Origin of the sequence: Eupransor demetentiae, assembly GCF_963930865.1 — a bacterium.
In the GTDB taxonomy this organism is placed as follows: Bacteria; Bacillota; Bacilli; order Lactobacillales; family Lactobacillaceae; genus Eupransor; species Eupransor demetentiae.
The window spans coordinates 217,652-243,199 of record NZ_CAWVOH010000002.1 but is presented as its reverse complement, the minus strand read 5'-3'; the positions used below and the strand labels follow the sequence as shown (position 1 = coordinate 243,199).

Here is a 25,548-nt window from a genome sequence, read left to right as displayed (position 1 = left end):
AAATAATCCTTGTTTAACTTTTAAATTGGCAAAACCACTTTAAAAATTGTACCACGTGGCTGGTTGTCTGCGACAGTAATCTTTCCGCCATGGGCCAAAACAATCCACTCGGCAATCGACAGGCCGAGTCCGGTTCCACCCGTTTCACGGTTTCCAGTCTTGTCTTCACGGTAGAAGCGGTCAAAGACGTGCTTCTTAGCTGCATTAGAGATTCCGCGACCTGTGTCAGCAACCGTCAAAACCAGGCGGTTCTTTTCCGTTCGTGCCGTCACCTTTACAGATGCGCCCGCATCAGAATACTTGAGCGCGTTGTCCAAGAGCAAGACCATCAATTGGTGAATTCGCTTGCGGTCAACGGGCACGGGACGATTAACTTCGACATCAAGGTCAACTGACTTTTCGTCAAATTCGGCCATTTCCTCGTATGGCGCAATAATCTTTTGTAGGTAGGCCGCAATATCGGTTTCTTCCTTCACGATTTTAGTCATGTTGGAACCGGTCTTAGCCAGCGTCAACATGTTATCGGTCAAGGAACTCAAACGGCGAACTTCGGAAAGGGACAAAATAATCGCTTCCGATTCATCACGCACCGTTGAACTAGGCTTGGTCAACATCGTTTCCAGCTTACCTTGAATAACTGACATCGGCGTCCGCAATTCGTGAGCAGCATTGTTGACGAAATCCTGTTGCTGCTGCCAGGCCTTCAAAATTGGCCGCATGTTCATGCGACTGATGAAGTAGGCGAAGAGCAATGAAATCAGGAAGGCAAAGCCAAATGACCAGGCAATCAATTCTTGGAAGTGACGAAGATTGATAACGGTGTCGGTGGCGTCGATAAACGCATATGCCTTTTTAGCGTGGTGTAACTTACCATTATAGTCAATAACGTTAATTGATTTTTTGTATTTTATTGCTAAGACACGAATAAATCCGTGCCCGGTCTTAACGTTAAAGGGCCCATTACCCAAAAATGATGTATTAAAATCTACTTTAATTCGAGGCCTGCCAATTTGGCCATCTGGAGCCACATCCCCATTGGGAACAATAATTTGTTTATTATTATCATCAAAATAAATAAAGTTAAGACGATAACCATCGGTTGCATTCGGAATAGGATGTTTTTTGAACTCACTATCAACTGGGACATTGTTTTCAACCTTTCCCAACTGTTCAAGTTCAACACCTAGTGACGTTAAGGCCTTATCAGTATTCGAATAAATCGAATTAACGTAATTCCAGTAAATCAGACCCGCCAAGAAGGAGAAGATGACCATAAAGCCGAAGGCTAGGGCAAAGAAACCCTTAATCTGTTGTTTGCGATTGATTATCCTTGGCATCGGGTACCTCTAAAATAAATCCAATGTTACGCAGCGTCTTGATCAAACCGTTTTGCCCAACGGCTTCCAACTTACGGCGCAAGTTGTTCAAGTAAATGTTGACCACGTTGATGGTGGTATCGGAATCGATACCCCAAACTCGGTCAAAAATCTGATCACGGGTCACGATGATGTTCTTGTTTTGGGCCAGGTAGGTCAAAATATCGAATTCCTTACCGACCAACTTAACCGGCTTCCCGTGAACTTGCACGCCACGGTTTTCCAAGTTAATCATGACATCCCCGACCGTAATCGTGTTATCTTCCGAATAAACGCCGGAACGGCGCAACAAAGCCTTTACGCGGACCAACAACTCTTCACGGTGAAAGGGCTTGGTCAAGTAGTCATCGGCTCCAACGTTGAAACCTTCGATTTTATCATCGAGCGAAGTCTTCGCCGTTAAAATCAAGACCGGTGTTTCATTGTGGGCCTCACGAATGTTCTTAATCAATTCGAGTCCCGTTTCACCAGGCAACATCAAATCCGAAATAATCAAATCATAAGGCGCTTCTTGGGCTTCGAATTCGCCGTCTAAACCATCCGAAACCAAAGTCACATCGGAAAAGTCCTGCAAGAACCCTTCGATGTTATTCGCCAAGTTGACGTCGTCTTCTACAAGTAAAATTTTAATTGCTTTTGCCATACTACATTCTCTCTTTCGTTTACCTGAGGTCAGTATAGGCGGCCTAGATTAAGACTACTTTAAAGCAAGTGCTTGCCAAGGTAATCCAAGGACATTAAGCGGCCGTCCTTTGCCTGTCCAATTTCAGGTAGTTCGCCCCAAGTTTCAAAACCAAATTTCTTCAGTAAGCCAATACTGGCATCATTGCCAGCATAAACCAAAGCGACCAAGACCTTAATATCAACACTTTTGGCATAGTCCATCAAGTACTTTAAAATCTTAGTGCCCAAGCCATGCCCGCGTGCTTCAAAATCTAGATAGTAAGTAACTTCCGCCGTCATTTCGTAACCCTTACGGTCGTTGAAAGGTCCCAAGTAGCCGTAGCCCAGCAGCTTATCATCTTGATAAACACCGAAAAGTGGAAAACGCTTGTTGTCGTGATGGAAGTCAAACCAATCCTGCTTTTCTTCGGGTGTTTGCAAGTCCAAATCGGCGGTGATGTAACCCTGTTCAATCGCTTGGTTATAAATGGCCGTCATGCGAGCTAAATCCGCTTGTACCGCTGGTCGAATCACTATTGTCATTTGCAAACCCCCAAAGCAATACTGATTTTCAAGGCATGATCAACGGCTTTAATTTCCGGATCATTAACCGATAAGTGGGCAATGCGGTCACGCAAGCGGCGTTTATCAATTGTGCGAATCTGTTCACCCAGAATAATGGAATCTTTCTTCATGCCGCCCTTGTGCGCTGGTAGCAAGACGTGCGTAGGCAACTTTGGCTTTGAAATTTTTGACGTAATCGCTACTACAATGGTCGTCGGGGAGTTATGGTTACCAACATCATTTTGCACAATTAAAACCGGACGGATTCCGCTCTGTTCAGAACCAATTCCCTGCTTCAAGTCGGCGTAGAAAACATCTCCGCGTCGAACTTCTTTTGAATTTTCCTTCATGTTCAATCCTATTATGTACGTGCCTTAAGGCACTTTTTATTTGTTATTTAATGATACGAGGAAGACGGCTAGAAAATTCCGTCAACAATTCGTGTGGAATTGTGCCGGCATGTTCTGCCAAATCCTCGATTTTAATTTCCTGGTCACCGTCACGGCCCAGCAAAGTCACCTTGGTTCCAACCTCTTCAGGCTGCGACAGGGAAACAATAATTTGGTCCATGGTAATCCGACCAATTACATGTTCCACCCGGCCATTAATTAAAACTTTCATGCCGCCCAAACGACGAATGTATCCGTCAGCATAACCAATTGGCAGCGTTCCAACCCACTGATCTTCCTTAGCGGTGTAGGTCGCTCCATAAGAAACGGACTCGCCGGCTTTCAATTCATGGACCGAGCCCAACCGGCTGTACAAGCCAGCCGCTGGCTGTAGTTCAACCGGGCTCTTTAATTCTGGCGCACCGGGATTAAAACCATATAAAACGGAGCCAACCCGAATCGTCTCGGTATCAATCTGTTCCGGGTGCCAAAGTGCCGAACCAGAATTCGCCATGTGCCAATAGCGGCGCGGAATGCCAGCTTTTTCAACCCAGGTCGTGAAACGTTCTCGCTGCCCATCATAGTAAGCCTGATTATGATCGTCCGCCGTAGCAAAATGAGTGAAGACCCCACCCAGTTCAAAATGTTCGTCAGCCAAGATTCGTTGATACATTTGGCTAACCGCTTCCTCGGAATTGGCGCCCATGCGACCCATGCCCGTATCCACAGCAAGTTGAATGCGCAATGGTGGCCGGCCAGCTCCGATAACTTGGGCAGCCTGGTCAAGCCATTCCGTCGTTCCAACTGCTGGTTCCAAACGATAGTTAACCATCAAGTCGGCATGCTCAGCAGGCTGGACGCCTAACATAATAATGCGGGCATCGTCTTGGGGAAGATATTCACGTAAGGTAATTCCTTCGAAAATTGTTGCCACGGCAAAACGCCGCACCCCAATTTGCCAAAGAGCCTGCGAAACGGCTTTAACATCGTGGCCATAGGCATTGGCCTTTACCACGGCAATCAAATTCTTAGCACCAGCGTGCTTCATTACTTTGAGCGCATTTGTTTGAATGGCTTCCAAATCAACTTCCATCCAAGTTGGTCGCAAAGTTAATAAATCTGTTGCTGTCATAGTATAACCCCCCGGCCACGCATGAAGCGGAGTCGGAATTTGTCCCATTTACTTAATTTTTCAATCGTAACCATCGTGTTCACGTAGTCACCACTGTGCGTGATGGCGACGTGCGTCCGGTAGGCAAAGTTGCGCACCCGAATAATTGGCCGCCCGTTACTGGCGTTGAGAATGCTGACGTCATGCCAGTGCACCTCTTTACCAATCCCGTACCCAGTTGCCTTGGAAAAAGCTTCCTTCGCGGAAAAACGCCCCGCCACAAACTCATAGTAGTGCTTGCCGGAGCGCTTTTTAGCTGCTGCAATTTCGGCTGGAGTCAGAATCATGTCCAAAAAACCGGGCTGTCGCTCGAGGACTTTTTTGACCCGGCTGATTGATTCCATATCATTGCCAATTCCGATTATCATAGCTTCATTTTAGCAAAAAAAAAGAAAACTATCACAAAAATGTGATGGTCCTCTTTTGTTTAAAACTTATGAAAAATCAATGTTCGTGCTTGTTGGAAGATAGTTCTGCCAATCTTCTGACAAGAAACGATTATTCATCTTGTATGATGGCTGCTTATAGCCATTTGAAAGGAATGGGTTAATGCTTTGATCAGCAGTCAACCAACCGCGCCAACCAATGTGAATCGTGTCCTGAGTGAAGTACTTTTTACCACCGTCTCGAGAGAAGTCAGCGATGTTGTTAAAGCCTTGTGACTGCAATTGATACTTGATCTTGGCAGCCGCTTCGTCATACTTCTTTTGACTCAAACCAGTATAGTCAATCCAGCGCTTGTTAACCGGAGTAATGATGAAGAGTACATCCGTGTCTTCATCCTTAAACTGCTGCAAGACAGCCTGCATATTCGCATATTCTGCAGATTGACGATAATCGTACTTTGGACCCACTTGGAAGCCAGGCTTTGGCAACTTTCTTTGAAGTCCGTTACTTCTATAGAAACTGTTCTTAATCAAGAAACGGTTCGAAGTCGTGTTCAAAGCTGCTTGTTCGTCAACAACCTTTTCAATTTCCTTAAGGTTGTATTCGTCAGGCAACAACTTCTCATTTGGTACCACACTGCTGTTCCAACTGTGACCACTGTTACTTGCGTTGTTAGTCAACGATTGTAAGGCTGAGAAATTCGTGAAGAACTGATCTTCTCGAGAAAGAATCCGCTGTTGTAGCTTTAATGAGGAAATATCGGCACCGGATAATTCTTGCCCGTTCTTAATCTTAGTAATCAATTTTGAATAGTACAAATTATTTTTGATTGGAGAACGTTGAAGTACATTACCGGCAATGTAACGATCTGTTGGTGTAACCTTATCAATGTTCAACAACCATTCCACAGCTTGAAGCGGAGAATAGTATTGTTCAAAGGCCAGGTTCACCTGCTTATCCTGATCCAAATTTCGAATAAACCATTGCGGTGAAATGATATAGACCGCCTGCTTCTTATGCAGAGCCGGACGCATTTCCTGCATACTCAAAAAATGAACAAGCGAATTGGTATCAGGCCGTCCCAAAAAGAAAGGACGGTAGTTACGATTATACTTGCTTGCCAAGACAGCCGGACTCGCCGTATCAAACCGCTGTAATTCAGATGATCCGAAGAAAGGAACATAGCGGGTTGATTTGTCCGAAAATGCTGCCGTCTTAACTGCTTCACCCTTAATAATGTTCGATGTAGCAGTCACTGACGCATTCCGCAATTCTGTTTGACTGAAATGTGTAAGTGGAAATGGTGACAGGAAGACCGCACCAACGAGGGCAAAGGCAATAATTACCGGCCCAAATATCCACCATAATTTCTTTCTGTTCGACATGGTTTTATCCCATCAATGATTGTACTTTAGCCACGATTTTGTTTGGCGTGTTCCAGTCATCACGGTTGAATTCTGAAACAGGCGCTTGGATACCGAACTTGTTTTCAAGGTCCAAAAGCAATTCAACAGTTGCCATTGAATCCAACAAACCGCTATCGAAAAGGTCTTCGTCCATTTGGCCGGAAACATCTTCACCAATAATATCGTTCAAAATATCCAAAACTTCTTTTTTAACATCCATAATTAAATCTCCTTCTGTTACTGCATACTACCGTTAAACCAGAACTTATTCAAGAATCCACAGAAAATCAAGAAACTAAACATAACGACGTTGAAGGTCAAGAAGACCGCGAACCATTCAGTAAACTTGTTGTGTGGAATCTTGTCACGGTGCTTCTTCTTAAAGCGAAGCCACATGTCGTTGACCATCAAGCCCACACCGTGGAAAAGTCCATAAACGATATAGTACCAAGTCAAACCGTGCCATAGTCCCATGATAAACATGTTTAGGACATAGGCAATGTTTGAAATGGTAATGCGGTTCTTAATGACTTTCTTCTTCATCATCATGAAGACAAAGCGCATGAAGATGTAGTCACGGAACCAGAATGACAAAGTAATGTGCCAACGGTTCCAGAAGTCCTTCAAGTTGTGGGCCCGGAATGGCTGCTTGAAGTTCATTGGCGCTTCAATTCCCATTACATAACTTGTCGCAACAGCGAAGAGTGAGTAACCAGCGAAGTTGAAGAAGAGGTGTAGGCCGTACATATAAGCAACGGCGAACAACCACCAAGAAAAGCCATTGTGGGCATGATTCAAAGCCTGATTTTGTACATAAGTATTCGCCATTGAAAAATAATGGTCCAAAATAAATTGGTACAAGAATCCAAGGAAGAAGTACTTCACTGCCTTTTCAAGCATGCCAATGTACTTTTCCCGGTCGGGCACTGACGTGATATCCGCAGTAAAGCGCTTATAGCGATCAATTGGTCCTGACGAAATGGTTGGCATGAAGAGCATGAAACGCAGGAAGTGCATCAAGTTAAAGTCCTTGATGGAGCCATCACGCGTCTCGATAATCAAGCTGACCGAACGGAAAGTCACGTAGGACAATCCGATGAAACTAACAAGTGAAAGTCCAGGTTGTCCATGAACCAGGAATCCAATAATATGATGCAGAATCAAAGGTAGTAGCGAAAGCAAAGAAGTGAGGTAGAAAACCCAACTAGCATTAGCTCTCTTACGGTATGCCGTATAACCAGCAACAACCAAAACTTGCCAGATTGCATAGCCGATAAGGGCAAAACCTTGCTTGTAATCTTTACCATCCAACATCAAGAACAAGAAAAGCACAGAAACCAGCACTTCGTACCAGTTAAATCGCTTTCCGAAGTAGAGACCAATTGCTAGCGGTACAAGCGCTATGAGCAGATAGACGAAATAGGTCGGATCCGCATAGGGTTGTAGATTAAGCATTACCGTTCTCCTCAGCAATCAAGCCCTTCAAGTTGATCTTTCCGTTTGGTGTCAAAGGCATTGATTCGCGGTACTTAAAGCGACCAGGAATCATGTAAGGCATCATCACGTTGGTCAAGTCAGCCTTAATCGCGTTGGTCAAGTCCATTGGCTTTTCGAAATCGTTCTTCTTAGGAACGATAATGGCGATGATTTGCTTAACCTTACCATCGGCATCGTAACGAGGAACGGCAGCGGCTTGTTCAACCCACTGACTCTGGTGAAGCTGCTGAGCAACTTCTTCCAATTCGATACGGAAACCGTGCAACTTAATCTGGAAGTCCATACGACCCTTGTAGTGCAAGAGGCCGTCGTCATCCTTCACACCCAAGTCACCGGTGTGATAAGCAGGCATCCCCTTGTAAGTCGTGAAGGCTGCCTTCGTCTTTTCAGGATTGTTCAAGTAACCCTTTGAAACAGGTTCACCAGCGATGATGATTTCACCGGATTCACCGTTAGGCAAATCCTTACCGTCTTCTTGGATAACCATTTCAGTATCAGGACGGACGTAACCGATTGGCAACTTCACGTTCTTTTCAACAACTTCAGGCGTAATTTCCATTGAGGAAACGGCAACCGTTGCTTCAGTTGGTCCATATGTGTTGTAAATCTTAGTGTCAGGGAAGCGGTCGAAAAGCTTCTTAACCGTGGTTGAGGTCAAAACTTCACCACAGAACATGAAGGTCTTCAACTTAGGATAGTTTTCCTGCTTGAATTCTGGGTCCAACAAGGCCACATCAGCAAATGATGGCGTTGATGACCAGATTTCAAGGTCCATAGTTGGCAAAGTAGCGAAGAGCTTCTTGAAGTCTTCGGCAACTTCGTTAGGCAAGGCCTTAATAGTTCCACCAGAAGTCAAGGCGTTACCCCAGGCCATCATTGAAATATCAAATGAGTAAGGGGCCTGTGACAAGAAGTTTTCACCCGTTGAAAGGTTGAAATCATCACTGTGCATCCAGTTCAAGAAACCACGAACGTTGTCGTGTGAAATCTGAACACCCTTAGGCTTACCGGTCGTACCGGAAGTGAAGAGAATGTAGAAGTTCTCGTCGCCAGTCACTGAGTGGCTAATCGTGTAATCAGCTGGCTTAGCCAAAATAGCAGCCAATTCATCTTTACTGATGACAGGAACACTGTCGATCTTGACAGAAGGTGTGTCCACGGCAATAACCGCAGCTGGTTGACCGATTTCCAAGATGTTCTTCACGCGGTCTTCAGATGAATCCACGTCGACTGGCACGTAGGCATGGCCAGACTTAATCAAGGCGAGGAAGGATACGATCATTTCGTATTCGTGACCACCAAAAACCATGACAGGCGCCTTGTCGGGCAAGTTCATGCCATCGATATGAGCAGCCAAGGTGTCAGAATCACGCTTGATGTCAGCGTAAGTCTTCGTGTCCCCTAAATAATCGTACGAAATCGTGTCAGGCTGGCTAGCAGCGTAAGCTTCGATTTGTTCAATAACGTTGTTAATCTTAATCATGAGTCATTAACCCCTTAGAATTCCTTATAGATGAAGTTACCACCAGATACACCGGAGTAACTATATAGATAAATTAAGGCCAAAATAATGAAGAAGTAGATTATTGTTCTCATCACAAAGCTTACCCAGGGACGCTGGAAAAACTGTTTGATCATGAGTGAAATCCCCCGTTTTTAAATGAGATAGTGTATAATTTGCACCATACAACGCCAGTCTGAGTGACGTATGTTCTTCATATTGTAACATAGACCGGCCCTATTGTTAATTTAACAAATTCATGACATAACGAGGTTTTCATGCTTCACAAAGCAATCGCAAAGCTAGCAAAATGGGACCATTCTTTTCGAAATATCATGGTCATCCGCGCACTTTATCAGTCATTTGCAGCATCACTCCCAATCATTACTATTGCAGTTTATTGGCGGCTCATTGACCGCCTCTTTTTGAGCCCAAACTCATTGTTTCCCACCATATTTAACTACAATGCCCCTCATTTGTTTGACCCGCAGTTGATGCAGGTCCTAACGAACATGGCCGATTACGCCGTTGTCTTGGTCCTAACCATCACCTTCACGCAGGCTTATCTGCAAGATCGGATGGTTTCGCAAAATGTTCTACCGGTTATCATTAACTTTTCGGTTATCTTCCTATTAACCCTGCTCAATTTTCAGGCTCAAAGTCGACCAACGATTCAATATCTGACGATTTTCCTTTTCGTTTGGCTGTCCTGTGAATCCTTCTATTGGCTAGAACGCCTGCTGCGCTTCCGACCAGCCACTTTCGGCTATGTCAATCTACTATGGATGACTCTAATTGTGGTCGTGGCAATTATCGGGTCAACTTGGACGGCGCCCTACTTGCTTCAAGGTTCCTATCCAGACCTCTTCTCCCTAGAATTCTTCACCCACTTCTGGGGCTTGCTGGTAACGGCAGCACTTGCACCGTTAACTGTCTGGTTGGGCTTGAGCTTGCCCACCGACCTGTCTTCCAACATTATTGATTTGACGCCGGTCACAACCAACCTAAACGCCATTTACGAATCAACATCAGCAACACTGAGCTATCCAGAAAATCTCTACTCTGTCCTAGCAACCTTTGCTTTTATCGGAGGTGTCGGATCGACCTTGGCGCTGACATTCTGGTTGCTCTTTGCCAAATCCAAGCACAATCGTAAGATTGGTTACCTGTCCTTTATCCCATCGCTCTTTGATAACAGCCAGATTCTACTCTTTGGTTTACCATCAATGTTGCGTCCACTGACAATCGTGCCAATGATTCTTTCATCTTTGGCATCAACGACCATTGGTTATACGGCTATTAAATTAGGCTTGATGAAGCCGACCGTTTGGGCTGCTCCCGGGGACATCCCCCACATTCTCCTCGGCTTTGTTGCTTCGGAGAGTCAGTTCCAAGCTTTGGCCTTCGTCTTGTTGAGTTTTATTATCAGCATCTTTATCTACAAGCCCTTTGTTAAATATCTCGATCAGGAGGCACTCTTAAATGAAGTTCAATAAGATTTTACTGGTCTTCGGTGCCACTCTTCTCGTTGTAATCGCTTGCTTTTCATCCATCTGGATTACGAAGCAATCTCACTCAGGTGGTAAGCAGATTCGTAACATGCGAATTGCGCCGGTTGTTTTTGTCCCGGGTTCCTCTGCTTCCATTAATCGCTTTGATGACCTCTTTACCGCTCTTAATAAGGGCCGGCGGGCCAAAGACAAGTACTCTGTCTTGAAGGTGTTGGTCAAGAAAAACAATAAGTTGGTTTACTCCGGTAAAGTAACTGATGCCAACCACCAACCCTTCATCGTGGTTGGTTTCGAAGATAATTCTGATTCCTACGCCAATATTAAGCGTCAAGGAAAGTGGTTAGACATTGCCTTGACTGATTTGAAGAAGCGTTACCACTTCCGTCAGCTTTCTGCCGTTGGCCATTCCAATGGTGGCTTGGACTGGACCGAATACCTTGAAAACTACTATTCAAGTTCTGACTTCAGCATCGATACTTTGATGACCCTGGGAACGCCTTATAACTTCTCAGAAACATCAATCACCAAGCCAACGGACATGTTCCGTGATTTCAGAGACGGTGCAACAAGTTTGCCAAGCAGCTTAACCGTTTATTCAATTGCCGGTTCGGAAGATTACACGACGGATGGACTTGTCCCCGTTCAGTCCGTTTTGGCTGGAAAGTATATCTTCCAAAACCACGTGAAGACTTATACGCAAATTACAGTTTCTGGAAGCAATGCCCAGCACTCGGATTTGCCAGATAATACTGAAGTAATTCAGTTGATTCAAGAGTATGTCTTGGGTGATAATAACAGTGCTAACCACAGGCGAGCACGAAACGCCTTGAAGAAGGAAGTCGAACCCAAGAAGGACGACGACCAAAAAGACAATAAAGATAATTAAGAGGGAGATTAATGTTTTCCGCTAAAAAGAACGCAGGCTGGGGCTGGTCAATTATATTGGCAGCGCTGGCCTTCTTACTAAGTATCAATTTTCAACAAGCTTACGCTGAAAATCCGGATACGATTAAACCAACTAAGTACTACGTGCTCAACGACTACGCCAACATTTTGACGCCGGCGAGTCAGCAGCACATCATTGATCAGGAAAAGAAATTTAAGCAGACAAAGCAGCGGCCGCAGATTATCGTTTTAACAGTGAATAATTCTGATGGCATGGACCTGCAAGATTTCACCAACCAACTGACTTTACGCAAAACTTGGCATCCTGGTCGCAGTGGTGAAGACAACGGTGTCATCATTGTTTTTGCCAAAAATAATGGCACAAATAACGTTTTTATCTCGACGGGAACTGGTGTAGAATCAGTGCTACCAGATGCAAAAACGAACCAAATTTTGCAATCACAAAAGAGCAAGCTCAAGTCCTCAAACGATGATGAAGTCAATCAAGGCCTAATGAACGTTTTTGACCAAGTTGCTAAAGCACTGCCAACTGATAAGGCCGCTCCTAAAAAGGATAACGACAGTGGTATGATTTTCGCACTGATTGCTGCGGCCATACTCTTCGTCATTGTCATTTTAGTTTGGAATCGCATGCCTAAAAATCATGATGATCACGATGATGACGACCATCACCATGGCGGTGGATCCTGGATTGACTGGTGGTTGCTTTCTGGCTTACTATCGTCTGGTAGCAACAATAGTTATGGTTCCGGCAGTGACTGGGGTTCATCGGGTGGTGATTTCGGTGGCTTTACAGATTCTGGTGGTGGCGGCGACTTCGGTGGTGGCGGTTCCGGGATTTAATCAAATAGAAATAAGGAAATAAACAATGCAAAATACAAATACCCAACCAATATACAAGCGGACTTGGTTCATCGTAACCATGGTCATTGCAGCCCTTGTTGTGATCTTCGGCGGATCTTTCGTTTCCTCGTCAAACGGCATGAACCGCAAGCAACAGGATGTTGAAGAACAAACCGGTGCCGTCCAGGCCGCCTTGCAAAACCGTGCGGACTTGATTCCAAACTTGGTTAACGCCGTTAAGGGTAGCCAGGGTCAGGAAAGCAAGGTCTACGGCCAAATCGCCGAAGCACGTACACGCTACAACAACGCCAAGAGCGACTATGACAAGGCTGATAGCCAGGATGCCAAGACTTCTGCCATGCAGAATCAAGAAAAGGCCATGAACGTCATGGTTTCTTCTATTAACGAAAATTATCCTAACTTGAAGTCAAGTGACCAAATGTCAACTTTGATGGCGCAAATTGAAGGCGCCGACAACCGCGTGACCTACCAACGTCTGAAGTACAACAAGACGGTCCGCGCATACAACGACAAGGTTGTCGCCTTCCCATCATCAATCGTTGCGGGCATGACAAACCACAAGAAGATGAGCTACTTCGCTGCTGACGCCAGCGCACAGAAGAATCCAGAAGTTAACTTCAATTAATTCGAATGCAAAAAAAGACCGCCGATTGGCGGTCTTTTTATTTTGTAAGCTTAATTATTGTTTGCTGCTGAACTCGTTGATTCAGTGGCATTGTTAACGATATCAATAAGATCTTGCGCCGTCTTTGGTGCAGTTGATTCAGAGCTAGTTGTTGAACTTGGTGTTTCGATAACAGTTGGAGCCGTCACCGTAGTGGCCGTTTCAGCAACTTGCTGTGCAGCTGCTGGGGCAGCAACGTTAGCATCACTCAATGAAGTCGAAGCACTGTCTGAACTTGACATGCTTACCGCAACACTGGCAACCGCTTGACTAACCAAGCTGGTTGAGGCAGAAGCAGAGAAGATCACACTGCTCATAACGCTCAAGCTAGCTGATGCTGAGTGGTAGGCAGAACAAGTTGAACACTTGCTTTCTGAATCACTCTTAGATGCATTAGCTGAAGCAACTGCTGAAGCTGAAGTTGAGCTTGACTGTGAAACAACCGTACTTGCACTTTCAGATGCAACCTTCGTTGAGTTACTCTGTGAAGTTGAGTTTGAAGCAGATGCTGAGGCCTGATCAGCAGCAGCCTTGCTATTTGATGCAGAAGTTGATGAGCTTGCGCTTTCACTTGCTGACTTAGCTGCGGCCTTACTTTGGCTCTGTGAAACAGATGTTGAAGTTGAGGCAGACTTTGAAGCTGAGTTGTCGCTTGGAACATTCTTGCTTTCGGAAGTAGAAGTTGAAGCAGACTTCGACGCACTATTTGAGGCGAAGTTTGCCTTTGACGTTGAAGTGCTCAAGCTACTTGAAGTTGAAGCACTGTTTGAACCGGCTTCAGATGCTGAGGTTGAAGTACTCAATGAAGCTGAGAATGAACCGAACTGGCTCTTGTCCCCATGCCCATTGTTACTCTGGCTTGCAGAAGTGCTCAATGATGTTGAGGCGGCTGAACTGTTCGACTGGCTCAAAGAATCAGAAGTTGAAGTCTGAGTAGAAGCAGAGGTTGAAGTCGAACCAGGAGTAGGCTGTGGTGTGGTTGACTGACTAGTTGAACCAGGAACAAAGTTAGGTCCTACTGGTTGGCCATCGGCTGGCACATAGCCAGGAATCCAGTCACCCGGAACCCAACTACCCCACCATGCAGGATAGTTGTAGCCGTAACCAGCGTATTGACCAAAGTCATAACCAGCATACTGACCATAATTTTGACCAGACGGAGCCTGTCCTTGACCTTGGTAAGCAGCCTTTTGGTCATCGGCCAAACCATAGTAGTACTGCTGTTGACCCAATGGGTAACCCGCATAAATCAAGTTAGCATCAGGAATGTTGAAACGTTGGGCCAAGTTATCAACGGAAATGTTCGTTGCCGCTGAAATGGATTCCAAAGTGTCACCCCATTGAACGATGTAATCGCCAAGGTTGTCATTGTTGATGTGCTGCTTGTTGAGCGCAGAACGGACTTGATCGGCTGAATTCTTGGTCCAAGCCTTTTGCTTTGCATCTTTTTGGGCAGTCTGAACTGCCTTTTGCTGATCATTCGTATCGGCTGAGGCAACCGTGTTCATCATGGCTGGCACGAAAGGCGCAGACACCATGAATGAGGTCATGGTCATATTAACAAAGTCGCGTCCCGCACGGGCTGCGTTCCATGTTTTCTTGTTATTTTCCATTTCTTTCCTCCTCTAGAAGCTTCCCTCTTTTAAAAGTTTAAGATTTTCTAAAGCTATTACCCCACTAATATACCATAATTCCTAGGTTTTTAGTGATTCATATAACAAAAATGTTACATCACAAGTCCGACAGAATTACTGAACGGCAACATTCATTCCTGCGGGACCGTAGTATCCCACTGGTTGAATGTTTTGATTCAAGTAATGCCACTGGTCAACCTGCATGGCATAGTTAGCGCCATTGATGATTGGATAAGGATCAGCAATCAAGAAGTTACCGTTTGAGTAACCGTAAATTAGTTGAACGTGATAGTTATTCTGGCCAGTGATTTGGTGGTCCCAAGGGATGTAAGTAATCACGGGGTTACCCTGAGCGAGCTGGGCAATCACATCCCCAATGGTTGCACCAGTCATGTCCTTGGTTTGCACGCCGTAAACATTATTCAGCTTTGCAGCAAGTGGTCCGGCGAAAACAGTCTGGGTTACACCCGTATTGTAGCCAAATGGGTTACCGTGGAAGCCCTGCCATGGGGAAACGTCCCAGCCATAGCCAATCGTGTTGTAAATGCTTGAAAGATAAGGCATGGTCTTACCCTTAGCGGAAAGGGCCATTTGGAAGGAGGTTCCTTCACAGCCTTCTGGTGCGCCCTGCGCAAGTTGACTCATGTTCGTGTGGGGCAAGGCAATGTTAACGCTGGTCCAATCGAGTTTTCCGGTGTTAAAGAAACGCATGTTGCGGCCATTAATCACTTGGTCACCAGTAACGTTGCGACCGTAAGTGTCACGATAGTAAACATCGCCGTTTACCGTGTAAAACTGGTTCCCATCAGCAACCGGAACGAGCGGATTAGCCTGAGAACTTGATGTTGAGGCAGAGGTTGAAGCTTGCTGGCTAATGAAGTTTGATGCCCAACCAGAGGTGGAGGCCTTTTGGCTAGCAGCCGAAGAAGCCTTCAAACTGGTGCTGTTTGACTGGCTCAAATAGTCTTGGAAACGGCTGTTCAATGAATTGGCGGCACTAGTTGAATTCGACGTCGAAGCAGCGTTTTGGCCAGTGGTTGACGTTGACTGGGAACGGCTCACTGAGTCAGATAAAGAAGCCCAGTTTGATGCTGGCGCGTTCTTGCTAGCTGATGCCGATTGTGAAGCAGCCGAACTCTTGGCCGTTGAAAGGCTGTTTGAAAGGGAAGCGTTGTTTTGGTTCGTAACTGACATGCTGTTTGAGCGGCTAGCTAAAGTGCTAGCACTCTGTGATGCAGCAGTTGAACTTTGGTTCGCTTTCGTCTGAGAATCGGCAGTTGATTGACTGAAGAGTTGGCTGACTGAATCGGACAAAGAAGCCCAGTTTGAGGCAGGTGCGTTCTTGCTAGTTGATGCCGATTGTGAAGCAGCCGAACTCTTGGCCGTTGAAAGGCTGTTTGAAAGAGAAGCGTTGTTTTGGTTCGTAACTGACATACTTGCCGAGCGACTGGCTAAAGTACTGGCGCTTTGTGATGCAGTCGTTGAAACCGTCGTTGACTTGCTTAATGAGTTGTTAAAGGAATCATATTGGTTCGCAAAGGCATTTTCGCTTGCAGTGGCACTGCTGGCAGTACTTTGGCTAACAGATTGACTGGCGGCCGTGCTCATCGAGGTGCTAGTTGAACCGTTATCAGCGGTTGAAGTTGACTGGCTTTGCGGCTGTGGCGTGGGCGCTGTTGAGTTACTTACCGGCGTCGTGTCATCGCCAAACAAGTTCATAAAGTAGTTAAAACTGTTATTCGTGATGCCCTTTAGCCCTGCTGGCTTAGTAAATGCATTCGTTTTAAACAATGAAACGGCGTTAGTCTGAACCGTGTCAGCGGAAGCGGCGTTCAGGTTGGCTGACAAAAATGGCACAGATACCACAACAGAGGCAGCAGTCATGTTGACCAACGTGCGACCTGATTTAACGAACTTCCAATTACCTTGCTTTTCTTGCATACTTCTCTCCCCGCTAGACTCCCCAATGGTCTAGCCCAAAATTTAATAATGTTTAAGATTCTCTTAAGTTGTAATACTACTGTAACATAAAAGCCCCTTTTTAGGGCTTTTTTGAGACATTTTGTTAAGAAAAATTCATAAAATAAAACAGACTCAGAGAGTCTGTTCAGAATTTTGGGTCTGGTTTAGTGGATTGCGTTCTTCATTTGGTTGAACTTGGGATCCTTATGGAATTGCTTATACAAATCTGATAAAGATTTCTGACCGGCTGGTTGTGAACTGCCACCGACGCGAGTCCCATGGTTCTCATAAGTGACAGTATCACCATTAATTGAAAAAGAACCTTGAACATAGGTAATGTTGTCATGATTATCAGGATTGTTGAGCAAAACGTTCATCCGGCCGTCTTCGTTCTTGAAACGAACACCATCAAAGGAAACTGTCTTAATCCATTGGCCATTATCATCCATAGCGTTGCTTCCAACTGGCATTTGACCGGCAAAAATGTAAGCTGGCTTAATCTTTCCATAATCGGAATCAAAATCTTCTGGTAAACCTAGCAAAGCCAAGGCCTCCTTATCACGATCACTCAAAGAGCCTATCGTCTTAGACTCACCACTAGAAGACTCCTGCTTAGCACCGTCAACCTTCGTGAAGATATTTTCACTGCCATATTGCTGCCCAATGTAGATACGATCATGGTCGTTATCACCCGAACCATCAGCACTAACGCCCTTAGGAATGAAATCCGTGGGCGTTAAGATTGATGCCCCATTGGGATCCAATTCCTTCGCCCCTAGCTTGGCCTTCAAAACACCGTTTTCAATGTGCGAATTAACATAGATTGAAGTTCCATCAACATCAATTTTGCCAGAATCCAAGTAAATCTTTTGGTCTGTATTCACATTGCCATTGTTGGTACTAGAAACTAGCCCCTTTGAATCAAAAACAATTTGCGAGCCATCCGACTTTTGCCAGGTTCCTGCGACACTTTCAAAGTTACCGTTTTTGATTTCTTCAAGCTTCATGCCGGAAGTTTTCTTAGTTGCTTGCTTTCCTTTATGCTTGAAAACAATTTGATTTTGAGACTTACTCTCATTGTGATTGCTTCCAATGAGGTAAAAAGCACCTAGGATCAGGACGATAAAGGCAATCAATCCCCCGATAATATATGATTTCTTCATGATTCTCTCCCCAAGAAATAAACGACATTCGACAGATGACCAACATCTGTCTTTTTACGCTCATTTAATCTACATAATCTAAAATTTCATCCGTATAACTTAAAAGAAAATACGTAATGAATCCCTGTATAACGCTTTACAAGTATAACAAATTTATATAGACCAAAATATACGTTTTGTCTATTTAGGTATATTTATTTTAATCTGTTCAATTTTTAAAATATTATATGAACGATATAGCGAGGTTAAGCACTCATGGAATTTGGTTCCCAGATTCGCCAATTACGAAAAAATCGTAAATGGACGATTGAACAGTTAGCTGAAAAATGCAATATGTCAATCAATTCGATTTCAAAAATCGAACGTAATATTAATAAGAACATTGAAGTGAACACTTTGATGAAACTAGCTGACGTATTCGAAACAACTCCCAACAAATTACTCAGTGTTGAAGAACAGGACGAAAAACGAGCCGATTATGACAAGCTCATCCACGAGCTAGACATGATGGAATCCAGTGACCGTCAAAAGGTGCTAAATGCACTACAGACTTTGGTGGATTTGATTAACGAAAAGTAAAAAAGAACCCTTACGAGGGTTCTTTTTTTGATTAACATGATTATCGTTGAATGGTGTAATCCTTTGGCAAGACACCATCCATTGGATGTGCACCCGTTCCTTCAGCACCTGGGATTTCGCCTTGTCCTGCGGGACCCATGGTTCCAAAGACTTCGTGGATTTTCACCTGGTTTCCTTCATTGACGAAGGTAATGACATCATATCCCTTAGCGCCGATGCCACCACCGATAGTGGTTTTGTTGGCAGTCTGACTAAGAATTTTAACATTGTCACTCGGCCATTCACCATTGGCTTGGGCCAACAAGACTTGGGCCAACAAGACTTGGGCTTCATCCAGATTAATTGGGTTAGCTCCCTCCTTTGTTTTGGAGGAACCTGATGACATGGTTTCACTGCTAGAGCTAGAAGACTTCACTTCCTTGGAACTAGAAGACTTAGCTACTTTTTCAATTTTCTCAGTGTCATCACTTTTCTGTGCCTTCTGATTTCCAATGGCCCAGCAAGCGGTGATTGCCAATACAACAATCACTAAACCCACCCAAATATACCTTTTCATCATTTCTCTCCTACTTCAACAAAAGCCCTGAATCTTAATTTCAGGGCTTTTTATTAATTCACATTATCATCATCTGATAATTTCTTTTGTTTGGGATCGATACTATCGATTAACCATTTCTTCTTATCTTTGTCATAAACCAAGTGGGCAATCAAAAGATAACGTTGAGTCTTCGTGCCGGAAGTATTTCCGTCAGGATCCGTGTCAGCAGAATAATTGAAGTCCTCTGTCATTTCGAACTTCACGTCCGCCTTATTCTTCGACTTCATGTCGACCTGCGTGACATTAACATCCCCAAAATGAATACTGTCGGCCGTTCGTTTAGCCGTGTGCAGATTGTGGGAAATCATGTCACGAAAACCCTTGCAAGTCTTGTTATCTGACCCACCGCTAAAGATGTCATCAGCGTCTTTGAAATCACCTTCGGAATCGGCGAAGTCAGACAGGCTATCCGCCATGTGGCTTAGCAAGTCAGAAGCATCGTCATCGGACAAATTATTTTTGCCCTTATCGTCGCTACTGTCCTTATCAACGTTCAAACTGATTAAACCATTTTCTGAACCACCGAAGTAGGCTGAGTCCGTGGCACGAACCTTTTTACCGTCAACGGTTCCCTTGGCAACAAAATTGTATAGTCCAGGCGCCTTGTGCTTAACGACCAAGTTGTCATCGGCACTGCTATCATTGTTGATTTCACGGTCATTCATCGAAATCGACAAACCGTTTTGATTGGTGCTAACTTCGAGATCCACCGGTTCATATTTCAAAACATAGCGAGGGAAAATCAACCAGGCCTTGCCATCACGTTCAAAGCTTACACCCTTGCCCGGGCGCTTGATCCACTGCTTGAGTTCTGCAGACGACATCTTTTCATTCTTCATGTAAGCTGCCATCGCCTCAAGATCACTGTCGGAAAGCGACTTGTTCGAGTCCTTCCACTTTGAAATCTTGGCATACTTCTTACTGTCAGCGCTTTTCAAAACATTGGCATCACGAGCCAAAGTTGCATCGTATGAGTAATAGTGCTGGCCATACACCAGCAAAGCAATCAGTACGACCAAAAGTCCAACAGCTAGAGAAATGATAATTTTAAGCTTATTAGAATGGCGCTTTACACGTGTATCGGCTCGTCCGACGCTAACCTGTGCGGGCTGTTTTTGGGCCTGCACATACTTTTCAGGATGGGCCAAACGATCCTTATAAGTCAGCAGCTCATCTAAGCTGGGTTGATAGCCATACTGCTGCTCAAAAGCAAGAAAGAGCGCCTTCATCTGATTGGGCTGCTGATCACCTTTTTGGTAAGAATTCTTACGCTGCTGGACTTCCTCAAAGCTGGGCTTGCGGCCATACTGTTGTTCGAAGGCTTGTACCCAGGTCTTTAATTCTTGCTGGACAATTTTTGCTTTATCATCCACAAAATTCCGAGCTTTAGCTGCTTGGAATTCCTCCATGCTGGGATTACGACCGTGTTCCTTTTTAAAATTTAATAGCCATTCTTCTTGATTCATTGCTATCACCCAAAGTTAAGTAGTGAATTAATTTGGGCAGGACCCATAGGAACAACAATCAATTTAACAGCGAGATACAAAACAACGGCAGTCACAATAATTTGGATAAATTGCCACCAAATCACATCGATTTTGGCATCATTGGCACGTGCATCTTGGACTAGGTAGTAGCTGCCCAAGTTCACAACCCCAATTGAAAGCATGGTGAACAAGAAAGGTCCCACTAGGACGGTGAAGGCTGATGCCGGTGAGTTGAGCGAACTAATATCAACCATTGGCGCGATAAATGAGTATAGGAAGCCTACGGCAGCCAACATGCTAGCTGCTGGGAACCAAGTCAAATAGTTGTTCACGACTTCCTTGAAGCTGTACTTCGAACGAGTAATAAAGCTCAAGCCCGCCAAACCAGCAATATAAGTAAGGGCGAAAAGCAAGACACCACTGAAGAAGACGGATGACAAGGCTTGGCTAGCAAGTTGGTTTGTCGAAGAGGAGAAGAGTCCGTGACTTGCCGATGAAAAGGCTTCAATGCCGCGACGAGTAAGGTTCCAGATCACACCGGTTGAAAGCAAAACCGCTAGAGCAAAGCTGATCCATAGGTAAATGATATTGGGGTTCTTCTCATTCACGTACTGGCTGGGACGCAAGGCACGCTGAATAAACCATGAGAAGTAATTGCCAGTATGGGCCTTAACCTTCTGGTAAACCTCATCGGCCTTTACCTTTGTTTCTTCAGCAGTGTTGGCTTGCTGGTTTTGTTGTCCAGCGGCGTTTGTCGATGCTTGTGAAGCATACTGACTTTGCTGATAGACGCTTTGGCTAGCAAAGCTTTGACTGGCCTGAATCTGTTGTGATTCGATTGGCGCTTGAGATTGAACTGGCGCCTCTGAATGAAGCGCTTGCTGCGGCTCGATTGGAGCTTGTGATGCAACAGTTGATTGGGATTGAACTGGTGCTTTGGATTGAAGCGGAGCTTGAGACTCAACAACTGCTTGTTGCGCCTGCTCTTGAACTTGGGCAGCGGTTTCATGCAAGTCAACACGGTTCAGCACTGCCTGACTGTTTTGCAAAGGTGCTTGTGATCCTGCCTGTGATGCCTGGTCGGCTTTGAAGGCTCCTGCTCGTAAAGCGGTTTGAATTTCTTCGATATTTGGACGACGATCATTTAGCAATTCAAAATAATCTTCCCATTCCTGTTGTGTGGCCATACTTTCTCCCTTTTATAACTAAAATGATTAAACATATAGAATTATAACAAATATATTTTAATGTGTCTTTTGTATAAAAAGCGTTCTTTACCCGTAAAAATTAAAAAAACCTGGGAATTCAATCCCAGGTTTTTCATTAATTGACATTATCGTCTTCTGATAATTTCTTTTGTTTCGAGTCAACGCTATCAATCAACCATTGCTTCTTGTCCTTATCATAGACTAGATGAGCTGTCATAAGGTAACGCTGAATCTTCGTCCCGGCGGTGCCATTCTTAGGATCTGTATCACAAGAATAGTCGAACTCCTCCGCCATTTCGAACTTCACAGTGGCTGTTTGCTTTGATTTTTTGTCAACGTCGGTCACGTTGACCAGATTAAAATTTACAGCGTCCGCATTCCGCTTAGCATGATGCAAATTATGGGAGATCAAATCTGTAAAAGACTTGTAGCTTTTGTTACCCGCACCACCCTTAAAGACGCCATCGGCATCCTTAAAGTTACCATCAGAAATCGAATATTCATTCAGACTATTAGCCATGTTACTCATTAAGTCCATGGCATCGTCATCGGATAAGTCTTCGTCTTTACTATTTTTATCAACGTTTAGGCTGATGACCCCGTTTGTCGGACCACCAAAGTAATTCGAATTGGTTGCACGAACCTTTTTACCGTCAACCTTACCTTCTGCAACCAGGTTGTAGAGGCCAGGCACCTTATTCTTGATGGTCATGTAGCCATCAGAACTGCTGTGACTCGTGACCGTACGATTATTCGCCAGGATTGATAGTCCAGATTGATTGGTGCTGACCTCGATGTTAGTTGGTTCGTACTTCAAAGAGTAGCGCTGGAACATAAACCAGGCTTTTCCATCTTTTTTGAGACTAACACCTTTATCTGGGCGCTCAATCCACTGCTGAATTTCAGCAGAAGACATCTTTTCACCCTTCATGTAGGCGGCCATGGCCTCTAAGTCGTCCGCAGAAATGGGCTTATCTGATTTCGACCATTTCGAAATCTTAGCATAGCGGGCACTGTCGTAACTCTTGAGGATATTGGCGTCACGAGCCAAAGTAGTTTGGTAAGAATAATAGTGCTTACCATAGGCAAGAAGAGCCATTGCCAAGAGCAAAAGACCCACGATGGACAAAACCGCAATTTTGATAATATTGACGATTCGCTTTCTGCGTAAACCATCTTGGTCGCTTTGTTCTTGTAGCGCAGCATATTTTTCAGGATGTTCCAAAAAATCCTTATAAGCTAAGACTTCGTCCAGGCTCGGCGTATAGCCATACTGCTGTTCAAAGGCCAAAACCCAGGCCTTCATTTGCTTAGGCTGACTGAGCGGTGCCACTTCTTCAGCCGCCTTACGTTGCTGCACTTCTGCAAAACTTGGCTGACGACCCTTTTCCTGTTCAAAAGCTTGCACCCAGGCTTTCAAATCACCTTCTGAGTCGGTAACTTTTTCAACTGGAAAGCCCTGCTTTTGGGCTGCCTCGAATTCGTCAAGGTTGGGATTACGACCATATTCTTTTTTAAAATTTGATAGCCATTCTTGCTGCTTCATTAGCATTATCCTATTTGACCGGCGAGGTGAGTAACCATTGTAATAATTTGTGAAATTCCAAATGGCACAACAATAAACTTAACGGCAAGATACAAAACAATCCAAGTGACAAGGACCTGGATAAACTGCCACCAAATCATATCAACTTTAGCATCGAAAAAGCGCGCGTCTTGCACCAGGTAGTAAGTTCCATAATAAACCACTGAGACTGCCAACACTGGGAGAATAGCATAGCCGATAAATTCAAGATTAATGACCGTCAAAGCGTGCATTGCTGCGGATGGATCACGCTCTGAATCGATTGAAGCCAGGGAACCAAAGTTGTATACAGGGGCGATAAATGAATACAAGAATCCTAAGGCTGCCAAAAAGGCTGTCGTTGGGAACCAAGCTAAGTACTTGTAAAGTGTCTGCCTGAAAGTGTACTTTGACCGCGAAATAAAGCTTAATCCCGCCAAATTAGATAGGAAGAAGACGGCAAAAGTAATCAAAGTAACGAAAAAGACCGGCGTTAAAGCACTGTTGGCAACCATTCGAACTGCTGATTTTGATTGATAGGGAACCAAATCGTCTCCGAAAGAGTTAATCAGGCCGTAAATAATGCGACGAGCAAGATTCCAGACAACTCCAGCTGAAAGCAAAGTTGCTAGACCATAGCTAATCCAGAGGTAGAGAGCATTTGGATTTTCTTCATGAACATACTGGCTAGGATGCAAGGCACGCTTAACAAACCAAGAAAAGAAGTTCTCCATACGTGGCTTAACAGGAACAGCTGCTTGCTGTGGTTGAACAGGTTGCGCAAAAGCTTGTTGACTAGCCTGTGAAGCAAATTGGCCCTGCTGATATGCACTTTGGCTTGGCTGAACCTGCTGGACCGGTTGTTGAACTTGTACCGGAGCTTGCGATTGAGCCGCTGGTTGCGCTTGCACAGGCTGTTGCCATTGCGCAGGCGCCTCAGATTGGACTGGTTGCTGTGGCTGAGTTGGCTGATGAACTTCCGCTTGCGCTTCTTCAGGCGTTTGGAACAATTGCGCCCGCGTCATGGTTGACTCACTGTTTTGCACGGGTGCTTGTGACTGTACTTGCACGGGCGGAACTTGCGCTGTTTGTGAAGCTTGTGCCGCTTGATCCGGCTTAAAAGCCCCCACCTGTAGTGCTGCCTGAATTTCGGCAATATTTGGTTGGCGGCCGTTCAGAAGCTCAAAGTAGTCTTCCCATTCTTGTTGTGTAGCCATACTCTCTCCCCTTGTGCATTGTTAAATTTAATATCTTATTTAAAATTATAACAAATTTATTAAAATACGTCTTTACGAATTAGAAATTTTCTGATAGTTAAAGCAAAATTCAGTCCCACCATGTCAAAATAAAAAAGCAGGCCAGCGCCCACTCATTTAGTCCTTAAAAAGCTCGTTCAAATCAGCCATACTTGTCCGGCTACCGGAACGACTATCGGCACCATGACCAGCCTTGATGGTCATGGTGTGCGGAATCGTCTTGAAGGCCAAACGGTCCTTCAACTTTGCCACTTGATCCGCCGACATACCAGCTTCCTGAGCTCCGTGCAAATCGAAATGATACACGGGTTCCGCTGACTCACGCTTCTCCAAAGCATGCTTTAAGGTACGCGAAAAGTAGCGACAGAATGGGCAATCGTCACTCCCGATGAAGAGGTCGAATGATTCGCCACCATCGAGCTTTTCTTCCAAATCTGAGAGGGACAGCTCCTTAGTAAGCGCGATATTTTCACGGAATTCCGCCGGATCAATGCCAAGTTGCTTAATTTCGTCGTCCGTAATTGGCTTGCGGCGAATGACTCTGGCAATTACAAAAGCAGTTCCAGCAACTGCTAAACTCGTTAATGCTAGATTCTTAAATTTCATCAGGACCTCCTAGTTCTTTCTTAAGTAGTAATCTTACTCCTTTGGTCCCGGGAAAATAAAGGGCAAAAGAAAAACCAGTCAAATTAATGACTGGTTAATGATGCCCTCGGTGGGAGTCGAACCCACACGGTATTGCTACCACTGGATTTTGAGTCCAGCGCGTCTGCCAATTCCGCCACAAGGGCATTTCCTTGTGTTTTTCAACTCTAATAGAATACCAAGGATCACGTCTTAAGTCAATTGCTTTTTTCACTTTTTTCTTTGGCAATCGCCTCATCATGGGTCATGTTACCCAAAACATGAACCACGTGCTCGCGGGCATTGTCCAGCAAAGTCAAAATGTGCGAATCAACCAACTCGTAGTATACTTGCCGGCCCCGCTTCTGCGCCGCCACCACCTGGGCATGACGCAGCAAACGCAACTGATGGGACAAGGCAGACTGCTCCATGCCCGTTTCCTCAACCAATTCAGAAACGTTATGGGGCCTCTCCTTTAATGAAGTTAAAATCTTCAAGCGCTGCGGGCTAGCCAGCAATTTAAAGATAATACTCAACTGTTCGGCAACTTTATCATTACGCACAAGCGAACTCC

At 44.8% G+C, this 25,548-nt stretch carries 26 protein-coding genes and 1 tRNA gene; 5 read left to right on the top strand and 22 right to left on the bottom strand.

Annotated elements, in window-relative coordinates; genetic code table 11:
• Positions 1-20: 20 nt before the first annotated feature.
• The 11 genes from ABSY64_RS05590 to ABSY64_RS05540 all read right to left on the bottom strand — a co-directional run bounded on the left by ABSY64_RS05590 (position 21) and on the right by ABSY64_RS05540 (position 9,091).
• Positions 21-1,337, bottom strand: coding sequence for a sensor histidine kinase (locus ABSY64_RS05590; protein ID WP_349642100.1), 1,317 nt, complete (start codon positions 1,335-1,337; stop codon positions 21-23).
• Positions 1,303-2,019, bottom strand: coding sequence for a response regulator transcription factor (locus ABSY64_RS05585; RefSeq protein ID WP_349642099.1), 717 nt, complete (start codon positions 2,017-2,019; stop codon positions 1,303-1,305). Before ABSY64_RS05585 ends, ABSY64_RS05590 begins: the two co-directional genes overlap by 35 nt.
• A gap of 59 nt (positions 2,020-2,078) precedes the next feature.
• The gene (locus ABSY64_RS05580) at positions 2,079-2,582 is read right to left on the bottom strand and encodes a GNAT family N-acetyltransferase (RefSeq protein WP_349642098.1); all 504 of its coding nucleotides are present in this window, start codon (positions 2,580-2,582) and stop codon (positions 2,079-2,081) included.
• Entirely contained in the window at positions 2,579-2,953 is a 375-nt protein-coding gene (locus tag ABSY64_RS05575; protein WP_349642097.1) for a type II toxin-antitoxin system PemK/MazF family toxin, read from the bottom strand. The genes ABSY64_RS05580 and ABSY64_RS05575 overlap by 4 nt, the downstream gene beginning before the upstream one ends.
• Positions 2,954-2,996: 43 nt before the next feature.
• A complete protein-coding gene (gene alr / locus ABSY64_RS05570; RefSeq protein ID WP_349642096.1) occupies positions 2,997-4,124 on the bottom strand; it encodes an alanine racemase in 1,128 nt (375 codons plus the stop codon).
• Positions 4,121-4,531: a holo-ACP synthase gene (acpS, locus tag ABSY64_RS05565; RefSeq protein WP_349642095.1), complete on the bottom strand. Its 411-nt coding sequence runs from the start codon at positions 4,529-4,531 to the stop codon at positions 4,121-4,123. The genes alr and acpS overlap by 4 nt, the downstream gene beginning before the upstream one ends.
• Positions 4,532-4,597: 66 nt before the next feature.
• On the bottom strand, positions 4,598-5,935 hold the full coding sequence (dltD, locus tag ABSY64_RS05560) for a D-alanyl-lipoteichoic acid biosynthesis protein DltD (protein WP_349642094.1): 1,338 nt from the start codon (positions 5,933-5,935) through the stop codon (positions 4,598-4,600).
• 4 nt (positions 5,936-5,939) lie between these two features.
• Positions 5,940-6,176, bottom strand: coding sequence for a D-alanine--poly(phosphoribitol) ligase subunit DltC (dltC, locus tag ABSY64_RS05555; RefSeq protein WP_349642093.1), 237 nt, complete (start codon positions 6,174-6,176; stop codon positions 5,940-5,942).
• Positions 6,177-6,193: 17 nt separating this feature from the next.
• Positions 6,194-7,411, bottom strand: a complete 1,218-nt coding sequence (gene dltB, locus ABSY64_RS05550) for a D-alanyl-lipoteichoic acid biosynthesis protein DltB (protein ID WP_349642092.1) — start codon at positions 7,409-7,411, stop codon at positions 6,194-6,196.
• Entirely contained in the window at positions 7,404-8,933 is a 1,530-nt protein-coding gene (dltA, locus tag ABSY64_RS05545) for a D-alanine--poly(phosphoribitol) ligase subunit DltA (RefSeq protein ID WP_349642217.1), read from the bottom strand. The genes dltB and dltA overlap by 8 nt, the downstream gene beginning before the upstream one ends.
• 17 nt (positions 8,934-8,950) lie before the next feature.
• Complete coding sequence (locus ABSY64_RS05540) at positions 8,951-9,091, bottom strand: teichoic acid D-Ala incorporation-associated protein DltX (RefSeq protein WP_349642091.1); 141 nt, start codon at positions 9,089-9,091, stop codon at positions 8,951-8,953.
• Between the two features lie 141 nt (positions 9,092-9,232).
• On the opposite strand from ABSY64_RS05540, the gene ABSY64_RS05535 reads away from it, so the two are divergent.
• The 4 genes from ABSY64_RS05535 to ABSY64_RS05520 are packed head-to-tail and all read left to right on the top strand — an operon-like array spanning position 9,233 to position 12,860.
• Complete coding sequence (locus ABSY64_RS05535) at positions 9,233-10,450, top strand: PTS transporter subunit EIIC (RefSeq protein ID WP_349642090.1); 1,218 nt, start codon at positions 9,233-9,235, stop codon at positions 10,448-10,450.
• Complete coding sequence (locus tag ABSY64_RS05530; RefSeq protein WP_349642089.1) at positions 10,437-11,351, top strand: alpha/beta hydrolase; 915 nt, start codon at positions 10,437-10,439, stop codon at positions 11,349-11,351. The genes ABSY64_RS05535 and ABSY64_RS05530 overlap by 14 nt, the downstream gene beginning before the upstream one ends.
• Positions 11,352-11,362: 11 nt before the next feature.
• Complete coding sequence (locus tag ABSY64_RS05525; protein WP_349642088.1) at positions 11,363-12,214, top strand: TPM domain-containing protein; 852 nt, start codon at positions 11,363-11,365, stop codon at positions 12,212-12,214.
• 25 nt (positions 12,215-12,239) lie between these two features.
• Positions 12,240-12,860 (top strand): LemA family protein, encoded by a 621-nt coding sequence (locus ABSY64_RS05520; protein ID WP_349642087.1) that lies wholly within the window; start codon positions 12,240-12,242, stop codon positions 12,858-12,860.
• Between the two features lie 50 nt (positions 12,861-12,910).
• Here the strand turns inward: ABSY64_RS05520 and ABSY64_RS05515 are convergent, their stop codons facing one another.
• The 3 genes from ABSY64_RS05515 to ABSY64_RS05505 form a co-directional block, all read right to left on the bottom strand.
• Positions 12,911-14,512 carry a LysM peptidoglycan-binding domain-containing protein gene (locus tag ABSY64_RS05515; RefSeq protein ID WP_349642086.1) on the bottom strand — a complete coding sequence of 534 codons (1,602 nt, stop codon included), beginning with the start codon at positions 14,510-14,512 and terminating at the stop codon, positions 12,911-12,913.
• A gap of 135 nt (positions 14,513-14,647) precedes the next feature.
• A complete protein-coding gene (locus tag ABSY64_RS05510) occupies positions 14,648-16,474 on the bottom strand; it encodes a C39 family peptidase (protein WP_349642085.1) in 1,827 nt (608 codons plus the stop codon).
• Positions 16,475-16,659: 185 nt separating this feature from the next.
• Positions 16,660-17,658 carry a DUF6287 domain-containing protein gene (locus ABSY64_RS05505; protein ID WP_349642084.1) on the bottom strand — a complete coding sequence of 333 codons (999 nt, stop codon included), beginning with the start codon at positions 17,656-17,658 and terminating at the stop codon, positions 16,660-16,662.
• A gap of 255 nt (positions 17,659-17,913) precedes the next feature.
• On the opposite strand from ABSY64_RS05505, the gene ABSY64_RS05500 reads away from it, so the two are divergent.
• Positions 17,914-18,237 carry a helix-turn-helix domain-containing protein gene (locus tag ABSY64_RS05500; RefSeq protein ID WP_349642083.1) on the top strand — a complete coding sequence of 108 codons (324 nt, stop codon included), beginning with the start codon at positions 17,914-17,916 and terminating at the stop codon, positions 18,235-18,237.
• Between the two features lie 40 nt (positions 18,238-18,277).
• Here the strand turns inward: ABSY64_RS05500 and ABSY64_RS05495 are convergent, their stop codons facing one another.
• The 8 genes from ABSY64_RS05495 to ABSY64_RS05460 form a co-directional block, all read right to left on the bottom strand.
• The gene (locus ABSY64_RS05495; protein ID WP_349642082.1) at positions 18,278-18,793 is read right to left on the bottom strand and encodes a hypothetical protein; all 516 of its coding nucleotides are present in this window, start codon (positions 18,791-18,793) and stop codon (positions 18,278-18,280) included.
• A 53-nt stretch (positions 18,794-18,846) separates the two neighbouring features.
• Complete coding sequence (locus ABSY64_RS05490) at positions 18,847-20,301, bottom strand: zinc ribbon domain-containing protein (RefSeq protein ID WP_349642081.1); 1,455 nt, start codon at positions 20,299-20,301, stop codon at positions 18,847-18,849.
• 5 nt (positions 20,302-20,306) lie between these two features.
• Positions 20,307-21,509 carry a hypothetical protein gene (locus ABSY64_RS05485; protein WP_349642080.1) on the bottom strand — a complete coding sequence of 401 codons (1,203 nt, stop codon included), beginning with the start codon at positions 21,507-21,509 and terminating at the stop codon, positions 20,307-20,309.
• Positions 21,510-21,645: 136 nt separating this feature from the next.
• Positions 21,646-23,076 (bottom strand): zinc ribbon domain-containing protein, encoded by a 1,431-nt coding sequence (locus ABSY64_RS05480; protein WP_349642079.1) that lies wholly within the window; start codon positions 23,074-23,076, stop codon positions 21,646-21,648.
• Positions 23,077-23,081: 5 nt separating this feature from the next.
• On the bottom strand, positions 23,082-24,311 hold the full coding sequence (locus ABSY64_RS05475; RefSeq protein ID WP_349642078.1) for a hypothetical protein: 1,230 nt from the start codon (positions 24,309-24,311) through the stop codon (positions 23,082-23,084).
• 156 nt (positions 24,312-24,467) lie between these two features.
• Entirely contained in the window at positions 24,468-24,956 is a 489-nt protein-coding gene (locus ABSY64_RS05470; RefSeq protein ID WP_349642077.1) for a DUF6568 family protein, read from the bottom strand.
• A 101-nt stretch (positions 24,957-25,057) separates the two neighbouring features.
• Positions 25,058-25,141, bottom strand: a tRNA-Leu gene (locus ABSY64_RS05465).
• Positions 25,142-25,192: 51 nt separating this feature from the next.
• Positions 25,193-25,537 carry an ArsR/SmtB family transcription factor gene (locus ABSY64_RS05460; protein ID WP_349642076.1) on the bottom strand — a complete coding sequence of 115 codons (345 nt, stop codon included), beginning with the start codon at positions 25,535-25,537 and terminating at the stop codon, positions 25,193-25,195.
• Between the last annotated feature and the right edge of the window lie 11 nt (positions 25,538-25,548).

Bases quoted from the DNA above. Each gene is read 5' to 3' on its own strand.
- ABSY64_RS05590 (WP_349642100.1), bottom strand. From the start codon at position 1,337: ATGCCAAGGATAATCAATCGCAAACAACAGATTAAGGGTTTCTTTGCC.
- ABSY64_RS05585 (WP_349642099.1), bottom strand. From the start codon at position 2,019: ATGGCAAAAGCAATTAAAATTTTACTTGTAGAAGACGACGTCAACTTG.
- ABSY64_RS05580 (WP_349642098.1), bottom strand. From the start codon at position 2,582: ATGACAATAGTGATTCGACCAGCGGTACAAGCGGATTTAGCTCGCATG.
- ABSY64_RS05575 (WP_349642097.1), bottom strand. From the start codon at position 2,953: ATGAAGGAAAATTCAAAAGAAGTTCGACGCGGAGATGTTTTCTACGCC.
- alr (WP_349642096.1), bottom strand. From the start codon at position 4,124: ATGACAGCAACAGATTTATTAACTTTGCGACCAACTTGGATGGAAGTT.
- acpS (WP_349642095.1), bottom strand. From the start codon at position 4,531: ATGATAATCGGAATTGGCAATGATATGGAATCAATCAGCCGGGTCAAA.
- dltD (WP_349642094.1), bottom strand. From the start codon at position 5,935: ATGTCGAACAGAAAGAAATTATGGTGGATATTTGGGCCGGTAATTATT.
- dltC (WP_349642093.1), bottom strand. From the start codon at position 6,176: ATGGATGTTAAAAAAGAAGTTTTGGATATTTTGAACGATATTATTGGT.
- dltB (WP_349642092.1), bottom strand. From the start codon at position 7,411: ATGCTTAATCTACAACCCTATGCGGATCCGACCTATTTCGTCTATCTG.
- ABSY64_RS05540 (WP_349642091.1), bottom strand. From the start codon at position 9,091: ATGATCAAACAGTTTTTCCAGCGTCCCTGGGTAAGCTTTGTGATGAGA.
- ABSY64_RS05535 (WP_349642090.1), top strand. From the start codon at position 9,233: ATGCTTCACAAAGCAATCGCAAAGCTAGCAAAATGGGACCATTCTTTT.
- ABSY64_RS05530 (WP_349642089.1), top strand. From the start codon at position 10,437: ATGAAGTTCAATAAGATTTTACTGGTCTTCGGTGCCACTCTTCTCGTT.
- ABSY64_RS05525 (WP_349642088.1), top strand. From the start codon at position 11,363: ATGTTTTCCGCTAAAAAGAACGCAGGCTGGGGCTGGTCAATTATATTG.
- ABSY64_RS05520 (WP_349642087.1), top strand. From the start codon at position 12,240: ATGCAAAATACAAATACCCAACCAATATACAAGCGGACTTGGTTCATC.
- ABSY64_RS05515 (WP_349642086.1), bottom strand. From the start codon at position 14,512: ATGGAAAATAACAAGAAAACATGGAACGCAGCCCGTGCGGGACGCGAC.
- ABSY64_RS05510 (WP_349642085.1), bottom strand. From the start codon at position 16,474: ATGCAAGAAAAGCAAGGTAATTGGAAGTTCGTTAAATCAGGTCGCACG.
- ABSY64_RS05505 (WP_349642084.1), bottom strand. From the start codon at position 17,658: ATGAAGAAATCATATATTATCGGGGGATTGATTGCCTTTATCGTCCTG.
- ABSY64_RS05500 (WP_349642083.1), top strand. From the start codon at position 17,914: ATGGAATTTGGTTCCCAGATTCGCCAATTACGAAAAAATCGTAAATGG.
- ABSY64_RS05495 (WP_349642082.1), bottom strand. From the start codon at position 18,793: ATGAAAAGGTATATTTGGGTGGGTTTAGTGATTGTTGTATTGGCAATC.
- ABSY64_RS05490 (WP_349642081.1), bottom strand. From the start codon at position 20,301: ATGAATCAAGAAGAATGGCTATTAAATTTTAAAAAGGAACACGGTCGT.
- ABSY64_RS05485 (WP_349642080.1), bottom strand. From the start codon at position 21,509: ATGGCCACACAACAGGAATGGGAAGATTATTTTGAATTGCTAAATGAT.
- ABSY64_RS05480 (WP_349642079.1), bottom strand. From the start codon at position 23,076: ATGAAGCAGCAAGAATGGCTATCAAATTTTAAAAAAGAATATGGTCGT.
- ABSY64_RS05475 (WP_349642078.1), bottom strand. From the start codon at position 24,311: ATGGCTACACAACAAGAATGGGAAGACTACTTTGAGCTTCTGAACGGC.
- ABSY64_RS05470 (WP_349642077.1), bottom strand. From the start codon at position 24,956: ATGAAATTTAAGAATCTAGCATTAACGAGTTTAGCAGTTGCTGGAACT.